Origin of the sequence: Neptuniibacter sp. QD72_48 (assembly GCF_047778065.1) — a bacterium.
In the GTDB taxonomy this organism is placed as follows: Bacteria; Pseudomonadota; Gammaproteobacteria; order Pseudomonadales; family Balneatricaceae; genus Neptuniibacter.
Map to the genome: position 1 here is coordinate 345,254 of NZ_CP180547.1, position 16,312 is coordinate 361,565.

Below are 16,312 nucleotides of genomic sequence, written 5' to 3' on the forward strand. Positions count from 1 at the left end.
TTTTGCCGGATGCTATAATTACTAAGTTGCATTAGTTCCAAGAAAGATCGCGAAGTAAGTTTCTCATTATTGTCATATAACTTACTGTAGGCAATAAAAAAGCGCCATAAGGCGCTTTTTTTGGATAAAAATCACTAAATTAAGATAGGCCTGCAGCTTCGCGTAATGCGTCTGCTTTATCAGTGCGCTCCCATGTGAATGCAGTAAAGGTTTCACCTTTGTACTCCATTTCGAACGGGTTACGTCCAAAGTGGCCGTATGCAGCAGTTGGTTGATACATTGGGTGAAGTAGATCAAGCATCGTGGTGATCGCGTAAGGGCGTAGGTCAAAGTGCTCACGCACCAACTGGATGATCTTATCGTCAGAGATCTTGCCAGTACCGAATGTATTAATAGATACAGACGTTGGTTCTGCTACACCAATTGCGTAAGAAACCTGAATTTCACAACGGTCAGCTAGGCCAGCAGCAACAATGTTCTTCGCGACATAACGGCCAGCGTAAGCAGCAGAGCGGTCTACCTTTGATGGGTCTTTTCCAGAGAATGCGCCGCCACCATGACGAGCCATGCCGCCATAAGTATCGACAATGATTTTACGGCCTGTTAGGCCGCAGTCACCTACAGGGCCGCCAATTACGAAATTGCCTGTTGGGTTGATGTGGAATTGAGTCTCTTTGGTGATCCATTCAGCAGGGATAACGTGCTTAACGATAAGCTCCATTACTGCTTCACGAAGATCTGCTTGAGATACTTCAGGGTTATGCTGAGTCGATAGCACAAGTGCGTCAACGCCTACCGGCTTTCCGTTCTCATAGCGGAATGTAAGTTGGGATTTCGCATCTGGACGCAACCATGGCAATAGGCCTGATTTTCGCACTTCAGCTTGACGCTCAACTAAACGGTGAGAATAAGTAATTGGTGCAGGCATTAAAACATCAGTTTCGTTTGATGCATAACCAAACATTAGGCCTTGGTCACCAGCGCCTTGGTCTTCAGGTTTGGCACGGTCTACACCTTGGTTGATGTCAGGAGATTGCTTGCCGATGATGTTGATGACACCACAAGTGTCGCCATCGTAACCCACGTCTGAAGACGTATAGCCAATATCATTAATAACTTTACGAACTAAATCTTCCAAATCTACCCAAGCAGACGTCGTGATTTCGCCAGAAACGACGGCTACACCAGTTTTTACCAGTGTTTCGCAGGCAACGCGAGCATGCTTATCTTCAGCAATGATAGCATCCAGTACAGCATCGGAGATCTGGTCAGCAATTTTGTCCGGGTGACCTTCGGAAACGGATTCTGATGTAAATAAGCTATATTCGCTCATTGTGAAAATTACCTTTACAAAATAGGGCTTCGATGGAATTCATTTGATGCTAAAAAGACACAAAGTGTAGAAAAAAGTTTAGCAGTTGGAAGACCATGTTGATTTTTAAAGTGCGTATTCTACTCGCGACTTTAGTGAAATGCATATTTTTACAGTGCGTTCAGCATGAGAAATTTAAATTTTTGGATGAAAAACGCTCATTTTCACCCTGAAAGTGCAATTCTTATTTGAAGCTTTCCTCTATCTGCGAGAAAATTGCGCCCAATTTTTTCCTGAACCTTCTATTTTGGGCAAAACGCCCAGGAGCTGAGTTAATGTCTTCTCGTAGAGAACTTGCCAACGCGATACGCGCGCTGAGCATGGATGCCGTACAGAAAGCTAAATCTGGTCACCCGGGTGCCCCAATGGGTATGGCGGATATCGCTGAAGTGCTGTGGAATGATTTCATGCAGCACAACCCAACTAACCCGCAGTGGTTTGATCGCGACCGTTTCGTACTGTCCAATGGTCATGGCTCTATGCTGATTTACAGCCTGCTGCACCTGACTGGCTACGATGTATCTATCGAAGACCTGAAAAACTTCCGTCAGCTTCACTCCAAAACAGCAGGTCACCCCGAATACGGTTACTGCCCAGGTGTTGAAACGACAACAGGCCCTCTGGGGCAAGGTATCACTAACGCAGTAGGTTTTGCGGTAGCAGAGAAAACCCTGGCGGCTCAGTTCAACCGCGAAGGCCATGAGATCGTTGATCACAACACTTATGTGTTCATGGGCGATGGCTGTCTGATGGAAGGTATCTCTCATGAAGCTTGCTCTCTGGCAGGTACGCTGGGTCTGGGCAAACTGATCGCGTTCTGGGATGACAATGGCATCTCCATCGACGGTGAAGTTGAAGGCTGGTACACCGATGATAACGTTAAGCGTTTTGAGTCTTACGGTTGGCAGGTGATCCCAGGTGTTGATGGTCACGATGCTGATCAGATTCGCGCGGCGATCGAGCAGGCGAGAGAAAACACAGAACAGCCAACGCTGATCTGCTGTAAAACAATTATCGGTTTTGGTTCTCCTAATAAAGAAGGTAAGGAAGACTGCCACGGTGCGCCACTGGGTGATGATGAAATCGCTCTGACACGTGAGCGTTTGGGCTGGGCACATCCTGCTTTTGAAGTGCCTGCTGAAATCGCTGAAGACTGGAATGCGCAGGAAGCGGGTGTTCACGCTGAAAATGAGTGGAACGAACGTTTTGCTGCGTACCGTGCTGATTTCCCTGAACAAGCAGATGAATTACTACGTCGTATTTCTGGTGAACTACCAGCAGATTTTGCAGAAAAAGCTGATGCTTACATCGCAGAAATTGCTGAGAAAGGTGAAACAATCGCTTCTCGTAAGGCATCTCAGAATGCGCTGAATGCATACGGTCCTCTTTTACCTGAGCTACTAGGTGGCTCTGCCGATCTAGCCGGTTCTAACTTGACTCTATGGTCTGGCTGTAAAGGTGTAGAGAAAAACGATGCCTCTGGTAACTACCTGTTCTACGGTGTACGTGAATTTGGTATGTCTGCGATCATGAATGGTATCGCTTTGCACGGTGGTTTCATCCCTTACGGTGCAACCTTCCTTGTATTTATGGAATACGCGCGTAATGCAGTACGTATGGCTGCACTGATGAAGCAACGTGCTATTCACGTTTACACGCATGATTCTATTGGTCTGGGTGAAGACGGTCCGACTCACCAGCCTGTTGAGCAAGTAGCTAACCTACGTCACACGCCAAACATGAGCACATGGCGTCCGTGTGATGCAGTTGAATCTGCAGTAGCTTGGAAAACTGCGCTTGAGCGTGCAGATGGCCCAACGGCAATGATCTTTTCTCGTCAGGGCTTACCGCATCAATCTCGTTCTGAAGAGCAGATCGCAAACATTGCGAAAGGTGGTTACATCTTGCGTGATACAGATGGTCAGCCAGATGCGATCCTGATTGCTACAGGTTCTGAAGTAGGCCTAGCAATGGATGCCGCTGAAGTGCTTGCTGCTGAAGGCGTGAAAGCACGTGTTGTCTCAATGCCTGAAACAGGTTTGTTTGATCAGCAGTCTGCGGAATACCGTGAATCGGTGCTGCCAGCGGCTGTTACTGCACGTGTTGCGGTTGAAGCGCTGCAGGCTGACTTCTGGTACAAGTACGTTGGTTTGAATGGTGCCATCGTAGGTATGCGTACCTTTGGTGAATCTGCGCCTGCAGGTGAGCTGTTCAAACACTTCGGTTTCACTACTGAAAACGTAGTTGAAACGGTTAAATCTGTTCTTTAATCGAACACGTAAAAAGACCCGGGGTTCCGGGTCTTTTTATTTTTAGGGTAGGGTTCTAGATTGAGTTATCGCGTAGCAATAAATGGCTATGGTCGAATCGGCCAGTGCGTCCTGCGTGCGATTTATGAAAGTGGATTGCAAGATCTGTTTAGGGTTGTTGCTATCAATGAGCTCTCCGATCTTGAAACGGTAACCTATCTGACCCGCTACGATACGACTCATGGTCGCTTTCCTGTATCTGTTGAACATAATGGCAAACAGCTTCTGGTCAATGGCGACACCATTCAGGTTCTGAATGAATCTGATGCTGAGGATCTGCCTTGGGCTGATTTGGGTATTGATCTTCTTTTTGAATGCTCTGGCTCGTTTAAAGCTCGTTCTCTAGCTCAGTTGCATCTGCATAGCGGTGCGCAACGCTTGTTGTTTTCTCAACCGGCGACTGATGAAGTGGATGCAACCATCGTATTTGGCCTTAATGAACAGTTATTACGTTCAAGCCATACAGTTGTTTCGGCGGCTTCTTGTACTACAAACTGTATTATCCCAGTACTAGATCTACTAGATAAACAGCTTGGGATTGAAAACGGTGTTACGACCACGATTCATTCCGCGATGAATGATCAGCCGGTTATCGATAGTTACCATCAAACTGATTTGCGCCTAACTCGAAGTGCTATGCATTCGATCGTACCGGTAGATACAGGTCTAGATAAGGGTATTGACCGTCTTTTACCGCATCTCGCGGGTAAATTTCAGTGCCTGCATGTTCGAGTTCCCACGATTAATGTGTCAATGATGGATCTCTCAATTAATGTGTTGCAGTCGACCAGTGTCGAAGAGGTGAATCAAATCCTGAAGAACGCCTCTATGAAAGGACCGTTACAGGGACTATTAGGTTATACCGAAGAGCCTCATGCTTCGGTAGACTTCAACCGCGATTCCCGTTCCGCGGTGGTAGATGGTACCCAGACCAAAGTGTCTGAGGGGCGTCTAATCAAGCTTGTATGTTGGTTTGATAATGAATGGGGTTTTGCTAACCGTATGTTAGATGTAGCACAGCACTGGTTAGCTTTAGGCAGCGAAGAAGAATTAGCTGCTAAAGAAACGAATTCCTGATTTAAATATTTAAAAACTTAAGTAGGGCACGTCAATGAGCGTACTGAAAATGAGCGAACTGGATCTGAGCGGCAAGCGCGTTCTGATCCGCGAAGACCTAAATGTACCAGTGAAAAATGGTGAAGTAACTTCTGATGCGCGTATCCGTGCATCATTGCCGACTATTGAGCTGGCACTTAAAGCAGGTGCTAAGGTGATGGTAATGTCTCACCTAGGTCGACCAACGGAAGGTGAATATAACGAAGAGTTCTCTCTACAGCCTGTAGCTAACCATATTGGCAGCTTGTTGGGCCGCGAAGTTCCACTAATTAAAGATTGGTTGGACGGGGGCTTTGAAGTTGCTGAAGGCGATCTTGTGTTGCTGGAAAACGTTCGCTTCAACGTAGGCGAAAAGAAAGACAATGAAGAGCTATCTCAGAAGATGGCTGCATTGTGTGATGTTTATGTTATGGATGCATTCGGTACGGCTCATCGTGCTCAAGCGTCGACCCATGGCGTGGCAAAATTTGCTGAAGTAGCTTGCGCAGGTCCTCTGCTGGCGGGTGAACTGGATGCATTAGGTAAGGCGCTAGATAAGCCTGCTCGTCCGCTTGCAGCGATCGTTGGCGGATCTAAAGTATCGACGAAACTTGAAGTGTTAACAGCGCTATCCGACCAAGTTGATCAGTTGATCGTTGGTGGTGGTATCGCGAATACTTTCCTTGCCGCAGCTGGTAAGCCAGTGGGTAAATCCTTGTGCGAACACGATCTGATTCCAGTAGCTCAAGACCTGATGGAGAAAGTAAACATCCCGATGCCTGTGGATGTTGTTGTAGCGAAAGAGTTTGCTGAAACGGCTGAAGCGACGGTTAAATCTGTTGATGATGTAGCTGAAGATGACATGATTCTGGATATTGGCCCTCAATCTGCACAGAATCTAGCTGAGCTGCTAAAAGATGCAGGAACAATCATCTGGAATGGTCCAGTTGGTGTATTTGAATTTGACCAGTTTGGTGAAGGTACTAAGACGTTGTCTCTAGCTATCGCTGAAAACCAAGGTTTCTCCATTGCGGGCGGTGGTGACACTTTAGCAGCTGTGGATAAATACGATATTGCGGATAAGGTATCTTATATCTCTACTGGTGGTGGTGCGTTCCTTGAGTTTGTTGAAGGTAAGAAGCTACCTGCAGTAGCTGCTCTGGAAGCTAAAAACGCTTAAGCACTAATTTTAATAATGGATGGGTGGTAAACTCTACCCACCCCCGTCTTTCGACGAAGTTAACAGATATTTAAAGGTGACAAAATGGCTCTGATCTCCATGCGTCAGCTGCTGGACCATGCTGCTGAAAACGACTATGGCATTCCAGCATTCAACGTGAACAACCTGGAACAGATGCGCGCTATTATGGAAGCGGCAGATAAAACTAACTCTCCAGTAATTGTTCAGGCGTCTGCCGGTGCGCGTAAATACGCAGGCTCCAACTTCCTGCGTCACATGATTGAAGCGGCAATCGCTGAATTTCCGCATATCCCGGTATGTATGCACCAAGACCACGGTACGTCTCCCGCTGTTTGTCAGCGTACTATCGCGATGGGTTTCTCCTCTGTAATGATGGACGGTTCACTGATGTCTGATGGTAAAACGCCATCAAGCTATGAATATAACGTTGATGTTACTCGCCGTACGGTTGAGATGGCACATGCGTGTGGTGTTTCTGTAGAGGGTGAGCTGGGCTGCTTAGGTTCTCTGGAAACAGGTCAGGCGGGTGAAGAAGACGGTATCGGTGCTGAAGGTACATTGTCTCATGACCAGATGCTGACTGATCCGGATGAAGCGGCGGACTTCGTTAAGAAGACTGGTGTAGACGCGTTGGCAATTGCTTGTGGTACATCTCATGGTGCATACAAGTTTACTCGCCCACCTACAGGTGACATTCTAGCGATCGATCGCATTAAAGCGATCAATGAACGCATTCCGGGTACTCACTTAGTAATGCACGGTTCCTCTTCTGTACCTCAGGAGTGGTTGGCTGTAATTAATGAGTTTGGTGGTGAAATTCCAGAAACTTATGGTGTGCCAGTTGAGCAGATCGTTGAAGGTATCAAGTACGGTGTGCGCAAAGTAAACATCGACACTGACCTTCGTCTAGCATCTACTGGTGCGATCCGCCGTTTCTTGGCTGAAAATCCAGCTGAGTTTGATCCACGTAAATACCTGAAGAAATCTATGGAAGCGATGACAGATATCTGTGTTAACCGCTACGAAGCTTTCGGTACTGCAGGTAATGCGTCTAAGATCACTGCTATCTCTCTGGAAAAAATGGCAGAGAAATACGAAAGTGGTGAACTAGATCCAAAAATCGCTTAAATATATTTCTGTTTAAGATAAAAAAAACCGCCCTTGGGCGGTTTTTTTTATAGCTGTAGAAAAGCCTTAGAATAGCTCTTCCGCAGTATTGGTGGATGCTGAATTGCTAGGTGCAGCATAGCCTGTTGGAATGTTTTTCTTACGGAAGTATTCGTAGATGGCATCCGTCTGCCCAGGGTAAGCCAATTGTCCACTGCGAGGATCAATTTTGACGCTAACAATACCTTGAGGGGTTTTTGGTGCGTTTTCAGGTTTGTCCTCAAGTGCATCTCGCATGAAATCGATCCAGATCGGTAAGGCAGCGGTGCCGCCAAATTCGCGTCGGCCTAAAGTTTTAGGTTGATCAAAACCTACCCAAGCAGTAGCAACGAAGTCTTGGTTAAAACCTGAGAACCACGCATCTTTTTGATCATTGGTTGTGCCAGTTTTGCCTGCAATATCTTTACGTTTAAGTATTAGGGCTTTGCGCGCAGTGCCTCGGCGAATTGTATCCTGCATGATGTTGTAGGTCAGGAAGGATACTTGCTCATTGTAAATTCGCGGGGCAAATTTTTGTTCTGGGTTTTGCTCGCACTCGGTTTTGCATGCTAAAGCAGGCTGGGCAGTGAACAGGTTTTCACCAAACTGGGTTTCAATGCGTTGAATGAAATAAGGTTCTACTTTAAACCCTCCATTGGCAAAAGCGGCATAACCCGTCGCTAGTTGAAGCGGAGTTACGTCTGCTGTGCCCAGAGATAACGATAAGTTATTGGGGAGCTTTGTGCGGTCGAAACCTGCTAAATCTAGGTAGGTTTGTGCCGCGTCTATGCCGATTGCTCGCAGAAGCCTAATCGAAACAAGATTTCTGGATTTATAAAGTGCTTCACGAAGGCGCGTAGGACCGTAGAATTTTTTGCTGGAATTTTCTGGGCGCCAATTGCCTTCCAATTGCTGGTCATGGATAACAATTGGAGCGTCATTAATCAAAGAGGCGGGTGAATAACCTTTGTCTAGTGCAGCTGCATAAATGAAAGGTTTGAAGTTTGAACCCGGCTGACGAACGGCTTGGGTGCTGCGATTGAATTTATTGTGAGTGAAATTAAATCCGCCTACGAGAGATACGATAGCGCCATCTTTAGGGTTCAGGGCGACAAGGGAGCCTTGTACTTTAGGTGTTTGTGTAAGATGGAGCTTTCCTTCTTTCTCTCTAATTCGAATTAAGTCCCCTATTTTTAGTATGTCGCTAGCCTTCTTCGGGGCTTTACCTGTGTAGTTGACAGATTTGTATGGTTTAGCCCAAGCCATGCCTTCCCATTCTAACGTCGCTTTTTTCCCTTCTTTTAAAAGTAGTTCTGCAGATTTATCATCGACTGATAGAACAACTGCTGGTTGAAGGGTGAAGTAGGAAATTACTTTGTTTAATTTCTTCTGTAGATCATTAGAAGAGGTGTTAGCAATATCCCACTGTTCCTCAGCTCCTAAGTAACCATGGCGCTCAGAGTAAGCCACTAAGCCGTTTGATACAGCAATGTTTGCTGACGATTGAAGTTTGCTATCCAGTGTTGTGTAGACTTTATATCCATCGGTGTACAAATTTTCACCGTACTTTTCGTATAGGTCTTTGCGAACCATCTCTGCAACATAGTATGCGCGTAGTTCAATGTCGCTTGTGTGATATTTGGCTGTGACAGGAGTTGCAATTGCTTCTTCTAACTGTTGATCATTAATAAAGCTAAGTGAGTGCATTCGTTTAAGAATCCAATTACGACGCTCAATTGCTCTGCTGGGGTTGGTGATTGGATTAAACGCAGAAGGTGCTTTCGGTAGGCCCGCTATCATTGCATGCTGAGCAAGACTTAAGTTTTCGATATTTGTGCCGTAATAGACATTAGCGGCTGCTTGTATGCCGTATGAGCGATGGCCTAGGTAAATTTTGTTTATGTAAAGTTCGAAGATTTCTTCTTTGCTTAGCTCTTGCTCGATTCTAAGTGCAAGTAGAATCTCCATGAACTTTCGTGTGAATGTTTTTTCGCGGGTCAGGAAGAAATTTTTTGCGACCTGCATGGTGATGGTTGAACCACCGCTTTGGATATGGCCGGTTGAGGCTAATTGGAAGGCTGCTCGAGAGAGGCCTTTTATGTCAATTCCAAAGTGGTCAAAGAAGCGGCTATCTTCAGCAGCAGTAAGGGCGTGAATAAACTGAGGTGGAATCTCTTCGAAGTTGATAGGTGTACGACGTTTTTCACCAAATTCGGCGATGAGTTTTTCATCTTGAGAGAAAATTCTCAAAGGTGTTTGAAACTGAACTTCTTTAAGAGAATCGGTATTGGGTAGCTTTGGGGCGAAATGGTAGTAAGTGCCTGCAAGCGCAATTGCCCCAAGAAAAAAGCAGAAAATACCTAGTTTAAACAAAAGTTTGAAAAGCGAAACCATAGCTGACATGCTAGTCTGATAATTACGGAAGTTAATTTAGGTCTATTATATAGACAGGTAGTATCGATCCTCTAGCGGTTATTAAATTTAAATTTAATTTTTAATAATGCTAAGAGTTGGCCTAGAGTACTAAATGCACATTAACGCAGGATTAAGTTAGGGAATATATTTGTGTTTGGCTTTTTGGGGAACAAGTCGGGTAGTTTAGTCGGGCTGGATATCGGCTCATCATCTGTGAAGCTGGTTGCTCTGTCCAAAAGTGGTAGTGGCTATACGCTTGAAGCGTATGCTGTTGTCTCCTTGCCTCCTACAGCGGTAATTGATGGCAATATCCAAGATGTTGGTGAAGTTGCAGAAACTATTGAAAAGGCTGTCAAAGTGGCTGGAGGGAAGATGTCTGCAGCTATAGCTGCAGTACCGGCTTCTGCTGTTATTACCAAGCGTATAGAAATGAGTAATGCATTTTCTGAATTCGAGCTTGAAGATCAAATAAAGGTCGAAGCAGATCAATTTATACCGTATCCATTGGATGAGGTGGCACTTGATTTTGAGGTGCTTGGACCTGTGCGAAATAATGATAATCTCAATACAGTTCTACTTGTTGCTTGTCGTAAAACTGATGTCGAACAGCGTGAAGATGCGATAAGTAACGCCGGTTTGCAGTGTTCGATTGTCGATGTCGATACCTATGCGGTTGAAAGGGCTTTCCCTCTAACTTCGCCTGAGCCTAGAGATGATAAAGATTTGGTCGGTGTAGTTGATATAGGTGCAGCTACTCTGACTTTAAATGTATTTAAAGGGAATGAAATTGTTTACAGTCGTGAACAGGCATTTGGTGGAAATGACTTAACCAATACAATTCATCAACAATATGGGATGAGCATTGAAGAGGTTGAGCAATCTTTAAGACTGAATGATTTGTCTTCAGAGATTCAAGAAATGGTTGTTATGCCGTTTAGAGGGACAGTGGCTCAGCAAGTATCACGTTCTCTTCAATTCTTCTATTCCTCCGGTGCTCATAATGAGCTTTCTGCATTATATCTCTCTGGTGGTACTGCTACGATAGATGGTTTGGCTGATCAGCTGACTGAAGAGTTAGGAATAAATGCAGATATGGCAAATCCATTCTCTAAAATGTCGATCAACTCACGAGTAAACCGTTCTAGGCTAGAGCGTGATGCTCCTTCTTTGATGAAGGCATGTGGATTGGCAATGCGTGGATTTGAGGGCTAATAGACATGGCTAGGATTAATTTAAGACCTTGGCGAGAAGAAAGATCTCAAGAGCGACAAAAAAGTTTTTTGATTAATTTATGTGGTTCTGCACTATTTGCAGGTGGGATTGTGTTGGGGATTGGCTATTATTTCGATGTTATGCAAGATAGACAGTTGGATCGAAATAATTACCTTAAGAGTCAAGCTGCAAAGCTGGATAAAAAATTAGAAGAAATCAAAGAACTTAAGGAAAAGAAAAAGAGATTGCTTGAGCGTTTAGATGCTATTCAAAACTTACAGGCTTCTCGTCCACTCATAGTTCGGAATTTTGATGAGCTTGTAAAAGTACTTCCTAATGGAGTGTATTATTCCAGTATTACACGGAAATCTAACAAGATTAGTATAAAAGGGCTGGCTGAGGATAAATTAGATGTGTCTAATTTGATGAGGAATATTGAAACCTCTATTTGGTTTGGTGAGCCGTCTTTAAGCAAGGTTAAGCTTTCAAAAGATGAATTGAATGATTTTGCTTTGTCTTTGCCGGTAATCGTTCCAAAAGAAAGTAAAGGGAGTAAGTGATGGATGTGTTTAAAAATGCATTTAAGGGCTTTGATCCAGGGAATATGGATTTTGCTAATGCTGGTAATTGGCCGATAGGGGTTAAAGTAGTCAGTTATCTGCTCGTCATCGCACTTATTATTGCTGGTGGAGTGCATTTTTATATACAGGATAAGCAGGATAGCCTGAAAAAAGTAGTTGCTAAGGAAGAAGGCCTAAAAAAGCAATATAAAAGTAAAGCTTTACAGGTTGCAAACTTAGATGCACTTCGTAAACAGATGAAGGATGTAGAGGGTAGGTTTAAAGAGCTATTGAAACAGTTGCCGACAGAAAAAGAAGTGCCAGGATTGCTGGATGATATTACAAATTTAGGTACTGCTGCAGGATTAAATATAGGCTCAATATCTTTAGCTACTGAAAAACGTAGAGACTTTTACAGTGAATTGCCGATTAAAATATCGGTAGCGGGGTCTTACCACCAAATAGGTCAATTCGTAAGTGGTGTGGCTGGATTGTCACGAATAGTGACAATGCATGATTATTCAATTAAACCTTCAGGATCTGGTGTGTCAATGAATATTGATGCTAAGACTTATAGATATGATGACACTCAGGTAAAACCTAATAAGAAAAAATCGAAACGTAGAAAAAGAGGGCGAAGAAAATGAGTGGGTTCAGGGTTCTTTCGCTATTCTTAGTTGGTTTTCTATTGAGTGGCTGTGTTAATTGGGTTGCTGATACGGCAGATTTGAAAAGTTTTGTATCGAAGACAAATAAATTGAAAGGTGGCAGTATCGAAGCTTTGCCAGAAGTTAAACCGTATAGTAGCTTTGTCTATGAGGGCGCCTCTATGAGAGAGCCTTTTAGGGCTATAGTACCGGTGGTGGCGACCGAAGAATTAGGTGCTTCGGAAAATCAACTCAGTGACCTGCAACCAGATAACGATAGAGAAAAGGATTATCTCGAAAATTTCTCTATCGATAAGTTGAACATGGTAGGAACCATTAACCAAAGGGATGATGGTCGCTTGTGGGCTTTGATTGAAGATACTAATTCAGAAATTCATAGAGTGACTGTTGGAGATTATATGGGGCTAAATCATGGTGAGATAGTCTCGTTGGATGAAAGACAGATTAATTTGTTGGAAATAATAAAAAATGGGCGCGGTGGTTGGATGAAGCGAACACGCAGCCTTGCCTTGAATGAGCAGGAATAAGGGATAATATTGTGAAAATTCGGGTCCCCATGAACACTGAAGCAGCAAATATTAACTATAAAAAAGTTTACCTACTATGTGTTGCTTTAATCAGTGTGTTTTTGTCGCAGTGGGCGGCAGCTGAAGTGCAGATGAAACAGGCTAATTTTGTTGCTTTGCCAGGAGGTAAAGTTGAACTTAGATTTGACTTCGATGCTGCACCTCCATCACCTCAAGCTTATATGATAAACCAGCCTGCGCGATTAGTTATGGACCTTTGGGGAGTGGAAAATGGTTTAGGGACTCGTTCTTTGGATGTGAAAACCGGTCAGGTTGATACGGTGAATTTTGCTCAAACAGATGGGCGCTTACGTATTGTTACTAGCTTGTTTGAGTCTTCTTCGTATAAAGCCTTCTCTGAGGGGAATAGTCTTTTTGTGATTATTCAATCGGGTGGGGATCAAGTGAATACTGCCCCTCCAGTTGCAGATAGTAAGAGTATGGTGTCACAAAGTTCAGTAGATAGTTCTGGTTCTACTGGCTTAATGTCAGATCGCACTAGTGTTGTAGGCATGGACTTTGAGCGAGAAGAGGGTGGCATAGGACGAGTAAGCATTACCCTATCAGATGATAAAGCTGGGGTAGATATTCAAGAAGAAGGGAATAATGTTGTAGTTAATTTGATTGGTGCTGATCTGTCTCGCGCTTTAGAACAACGAGTAGATGTGCAGGATTTTGCAACGCCAGTTATGTTTATTGATGCGATGGCTAAAGGCGGTAATACTAGTATTCTTGTCAAGCCTAGTGCTGAGCCATATGAGTACTTGGCTTATCAGACTGACAATAAGTTGGTTCTGGACTTTAAGCCTCTAAGTGCGGCTGAAAAACAAGAAAGAGATAAAGATTTATTTCCATTTAGTGGAGAAGCGATTGATTTAAATTTTCAGAATGTGGAGCTTCGCTCGGTACTGCAAATAATCGCAGAAGTAGCTGAATTGAACTTGGTGGTGAGCGATACAGTTGGTGGTAACATTACACTAAGGTTAAAAAATGTTCCTTGGGATCAGGCTTTAGATATTATTCTGAAAACTAAAGGATTGGATCAGCGTACTGTGGGTAATGTGTTATTGATTGCACCTGCAGCTGAGATCGCAAGACGAGAGCAGGAAGAGTTAGAAAGTTCTCAAAAAGTAGAGCAGTTAGCGCCATTAAGAACTGAATATATTCAGATCGAATATCGTAAAGCTTCGGAAATGCTTGATGCGATTGAAAAAGCAAAATTAATATCTGACCGTGGTTTTGTCATGGCTGATGATGAGACGAATATTATCATGGTTCGTGGTACCGAGAAGGATATTGGGGAAATTCGTAAAACCCTTAGACGATTTGATGTGGAGGTTGAACAGGTATTGGTCGAAGCCCGTTTGGTAAATGCTCGCTCCAGTGTGACTGAAGATCTTGGTGTGCGTTGGGGATTTGGATTTAACAGTATAGATAGCGATGGTGAAGGTTGGGTTATTAATAGGGATGTAACTGAACTTGATTTCAGTCAAGGGCTCTCGGAAACTACTCTTCAAGTGGATCTAGGTGCTACTGCTGCAAATGCAGGGGCCATAGCTATAGGATTCAAGCCTGGTTCAAGTGCTATTTTAGGTTTAGAACTATCAGCTTTAGAAACAGATGGTAAAGCTGAAATAATCTCACAACCTAAGGTTTTGACTACAAACGGTACTCAGGCATCTATAGAGTCAGGATCTGAAATACCTTATCAAACGGTTGAAGACGGCGAGGTGAGCATTCAATTTAAGGATGTGGTTTTGAAACTAGATGTTACTCCTCGGATTAATCCTGGTGATCGGATAGCTATGGATTTAGTAATAAAGCAGGATTCTATCGGGGCGGTGTTACCTAATGGTGAGCTAAGTATTGATAATAATGAGCTTAAAACCTCGGTGGTTGTTCCAGACGGTCAAACAATCGTCCTGGGTGGGGTATTCAAAAATGAAACTAGTGAGGCTGTTGGTAAAATACCTTTGCTAGGTGACCTTCCTATTATGGGTGCGCTTTTCCGAAATAAAGAGAATAAATCTGAAAAAACTGAGTTGTTGATTTTTATTACACCTAAATTGGTTAGAAATTCATTAACTTCTCAGTAATTGTAAGAATGGTTGTGTGAATTGAACATCTTTCTCGTTGGGCCTATGGGAGCTGGAAAAAGCACCATAGGCCGTTTGTTATCTCAAGAATTAAAGTTAGAATTTGTTGATTCTGATCGTGCAATAGAAGACCGTGCCGGTGCCGATATTCCTTGGATATTTGATGTGGAAGGCGAAACAGGTTTTCGCGATAGAGAGGAAAGCGTCATAAAGGATTTGGCGGAAGATCGCTCTATTGTCCTTTCTACAGGCGGAGGGGCTGTGTTGAGGGCTGCTAATCGAGCTGCGTTGCAATCGAATGGTACGGTAGTTTATTTGGAAACATCAGTGGATCAGCAATTAGATAGAACTTCTCGTGACAAAAATAGACCTTTGCTGCAAACAGAGAACCCTAGAGCTGTCCTAGAAACGCTTATGGCTGAGCGTCATCCCTTATATCTTGATTGTGCTGACATAATAGTCAAAACAGATAGGCGTCACCCCAAAACTGTCGCAAGTGACATCATTAAACAATTGAAGGCAAAGTCACCGCTTGATGCGGATTAGTAATTCTTTATGCAAACATTAAAAGTGGATTTGGGTGATCGCAGTTACCCTATTTTTATTGGTCAAGGTTTACTTGATCAGGGGCTAATTTCTCCATATATCAAGGGTAAGCAGGTTCTGATTGTGACGAATAACACAATCGCTCCTTTATATCTTGAACGCTTACAAAAAACACTTACAGGCCAGTTTCAAGTAGATACGGTTATTTTGCCTGATGGTGAACAGTATAAAAATATGGATCAGATCAATACGATCTTTGATGCATTATTAGAAAATCGTCATAACAGAACGACAACGCTCATCGCACTAGGTGGTGGAGTTATCGGTGATATGACAGGCTTTGCTGCTGCTTGTTATCAGCGTGGGGTGAACTTTGTTCAGGTGCCGACGACTCTGCTTTCTCAGGTCGACTCTTCTGTTGGTGGTAAAACCGGCGTGAACCACCCGAAAGGCAAGAATATGATCGGGGCCTTTCATCAGCCTCAATGTGTTGTTATTGATACTGATGTTTTAAATACACTCCCAGAAAAAGAGCTGTCTGCAGGTATGGCAGAGGTGATTAAGTATGGTTTGATCTATGATGAAGCTTTCTTATGTTATCTAGAAGATCATATTGATGGGCTGATGGGATTGCAGTCAGATCTTCTTGAACAGGCAATCTACCGATCTTGTGCTGTAAAAGCAGAGGTTGTTGCACAAGACGAGAAAGAAGCTGGTATTCGTGCGTGGCTGAATCTAGGGCATACTTTTGGTCATGCTATTGAGGCTGATCAGGGCTATGGCGAATGGCTTCATGGCGAAGCTGTTGGCGCAGGAACAATGATGGCGGCGGATCTGTCTTGTCGATTAGGTTGGATCTCATCTTCAGATGTTGATCGAATCAGGAATATACTTGAAGCGGCTAATCTTCCAGTGTTGCCGCCTGAATCTATGGGTGTTGATACTTTTAAAGATTTGATGCTTGTGGATAAAAAGGTTGTTGATGGCAGTATTCGTCTCGTATTACTTCAAGAAGTAGGTAAAGCAATTGTCACTTCAGATTTTCCTGCGGAGTTATTAGACCAGACCTTATCTGCGGGTAAAAAGTTAGGTAACTGCTGTTAGTTAATGCTTTAAGAGTTGATCC

13 protein-coding genes are annotated in these 16,312 nt (G+C 43.8%); 11 read left to right on the forward strand and 2 right to left on the reverse strand.

The features are described from left to right. Positions 1 to 139 precede the first annotated feature (139 nt). Entirely contained in the window at positions 140 to 1,333 is a 1,194-nt protein-coding gene (gene metK / locus ACMXYX_RS01490; RefSeq protein WP_415883233.1) for a methionine adenosyltransferase, read from the reverse strand. A gap of 314 nt (positions 1,334 to 1,647) precedes the next feature. Between metK and tkt the strand changes: the two genes are divergently transcribed. From tkt to fba, 4 genes are all read left to right on the forward strand, one after another. Then, complete coding sequence (gene tkt, locus ACMXYX_RS01495; protein WP_415906417.1) at positions 1,648 to 3,642, forward strand: transketolase; 1,995 nt, start codon at positions 1,648 to 1,650, stop codon at positions 3,640 to 3,642. Positions 3,643 to 3,702: 60 nt separating this feature from the next. Further along, positions 3,703 to 4,758, forward strand: coding sequence for a type I glyceraldehyde-3-phosphate dehydrogenase (locus tag ACMXYX_RS01500; protein ID WP_415897408.1), 1,056 nt, complete (start codon positions 3,703 to 3,705; stop codon positions 4,756 to 4,758). Positions 4,759 to 4,792: 34 nt separating this feature from the next. Continuing rightward, complete coding sequence (locus ACMXYX_RS01505; protein WP_415897409.1) at positions 4,793 to 5,956, forward strand: phosphoglycerate kinase; 1,164 nt, start codon at positions 4,793 to 4,795, stop codon at positions 5,954 to 5,956. 84 nt (positions 5,957 to 6,040) lie between these two features. After that, positions 6,041 to 7,105, forward strand: coding sequence for a class II fructose-bisphosphate aldolase (gene fba / locus ACMXYX_RS01510; RefSeq protein ID WP_415883237.1), 1,065 nt, complete (start codon positions 6,041 to 6,043; stop codon positions 7,103 to 7,105). 66 nt (positions 7,106 to 7,171) lie between these two features. Here the strand turns inward: fba and ACMXYX_RS01515 are convergent, their stop codons facing one another. After that, complete coding sequence (locus ACMXYX_RS01515; protein ID WP_415897410.1) at positions 7,172 to 9,526, reverse strand: penicillin-binding protein 1A; 2,355 nt, start codon at positions 9,524 to 9,526, stop codon at positions 7,172 to 7,174. Between the two features lie 162 nt (positions 9,527 to 9,688). Between ACMXYX_RS01515 and pilM the strand changes: the two genes are divergently transcribed. Genes pilM through aroB form a run of 7 tightly spaced genes read left to right on the forward strand, consistent with a single transcriptional unit; the run spans position 9,689 to position 16,290 of the window. Next, positions 9,689 to 10,750 carry a type IV pilus assembly protein PilM gene (gene pilM, locus ACMXYX_RS01520; protein WP_415897411.1) on the forward strand — a complete coding sequence of 354 codons (1,062 nt, stop codon included), beginning with the start codon at positions 9,689 to 9,691 and terminating at the stop codon, positions 10,748 to 10,750. 5 nt (positions 10,751 to 10,755) lie between these two features. Then, on the forward strand, positions 10,756 to 11,310 hold the full coding sequence (locus ACMXYX_RS01525; RefSeq protein ID WP_415897412.1) for a PilN domain-containing protein: 555 nt from the start codon (positions 10,756 to 10,758) through the stop codon (positions 11,308 to 11,310). After that, positions 11,310 to 11,957 (forward strand): type 4a pilus biogenesis protein PilO, encoded by a 648-nt coding sequence (locus ACMXYX_RS01530; protein WP_415897413.1) that lies wholly within the window; start codon positions 11,310 to 11,312, stop codon positions 11,955 to 11,957. Before ACMXYX_RS01525 ends, ACMXYX_RS01530 begins: the two co-directional genes overlap by 1 nt. Next, positions 11,954 to 12,505, forward strand: a complete 552-nt coding sequence (locus ACMXYX_RS01535; protein WP_415906418.1) for a pilus assembly protein PilP — start codon at positions 11,954 to 11,956, stop codon at positions 12,503 to 12,505. Before ACMXYX_RS01530 ends, ACMXYX_RS01535 begins: the two co-directional genes overlap by 4 nt. An 11-nt stretch (positions 12,506 to 12,516) precedes the next feature. Then, positions 12,517 to 14,640 (forward strand): type IV pilus secretin PilQ, encoded by a 2,124-nt coding sequence (pilQ, locus tag ACMXYX_RS01540; protein ID WP_415906419.1) that lies wholly within the window; start codon positions 12,517 to 12,519, stop codon positions 14,638 to 14,640. Positions 14,641 to 14,685: 45 nt separating this feature from the next. Beyond that, entirely contained in the window at positions 14,686 to 15,186 is a 501-nt protein-coding gene (gene aroK / locus ACMXYX_RS01545; protein WP_415906819.1) for a shikimate kinase AroK, read from the forward strand. Positions 15,187 to 15,195: 9 nt separating this feature from the next. Beyond that, a complete protein-coding gene (aroB, locus tag ACMXYX_RS01550) occupies positions 15,196 to 16,290 on the forward strand; it encodes a 3-dehydroquinate synthase (RefSeq protein WP_415883244.1) in 1,095 nt (364 codons plus the stop codon). The last annotated feature ends 22 nt before the right edge of the window (positions 16,291 to 16,312 follow it).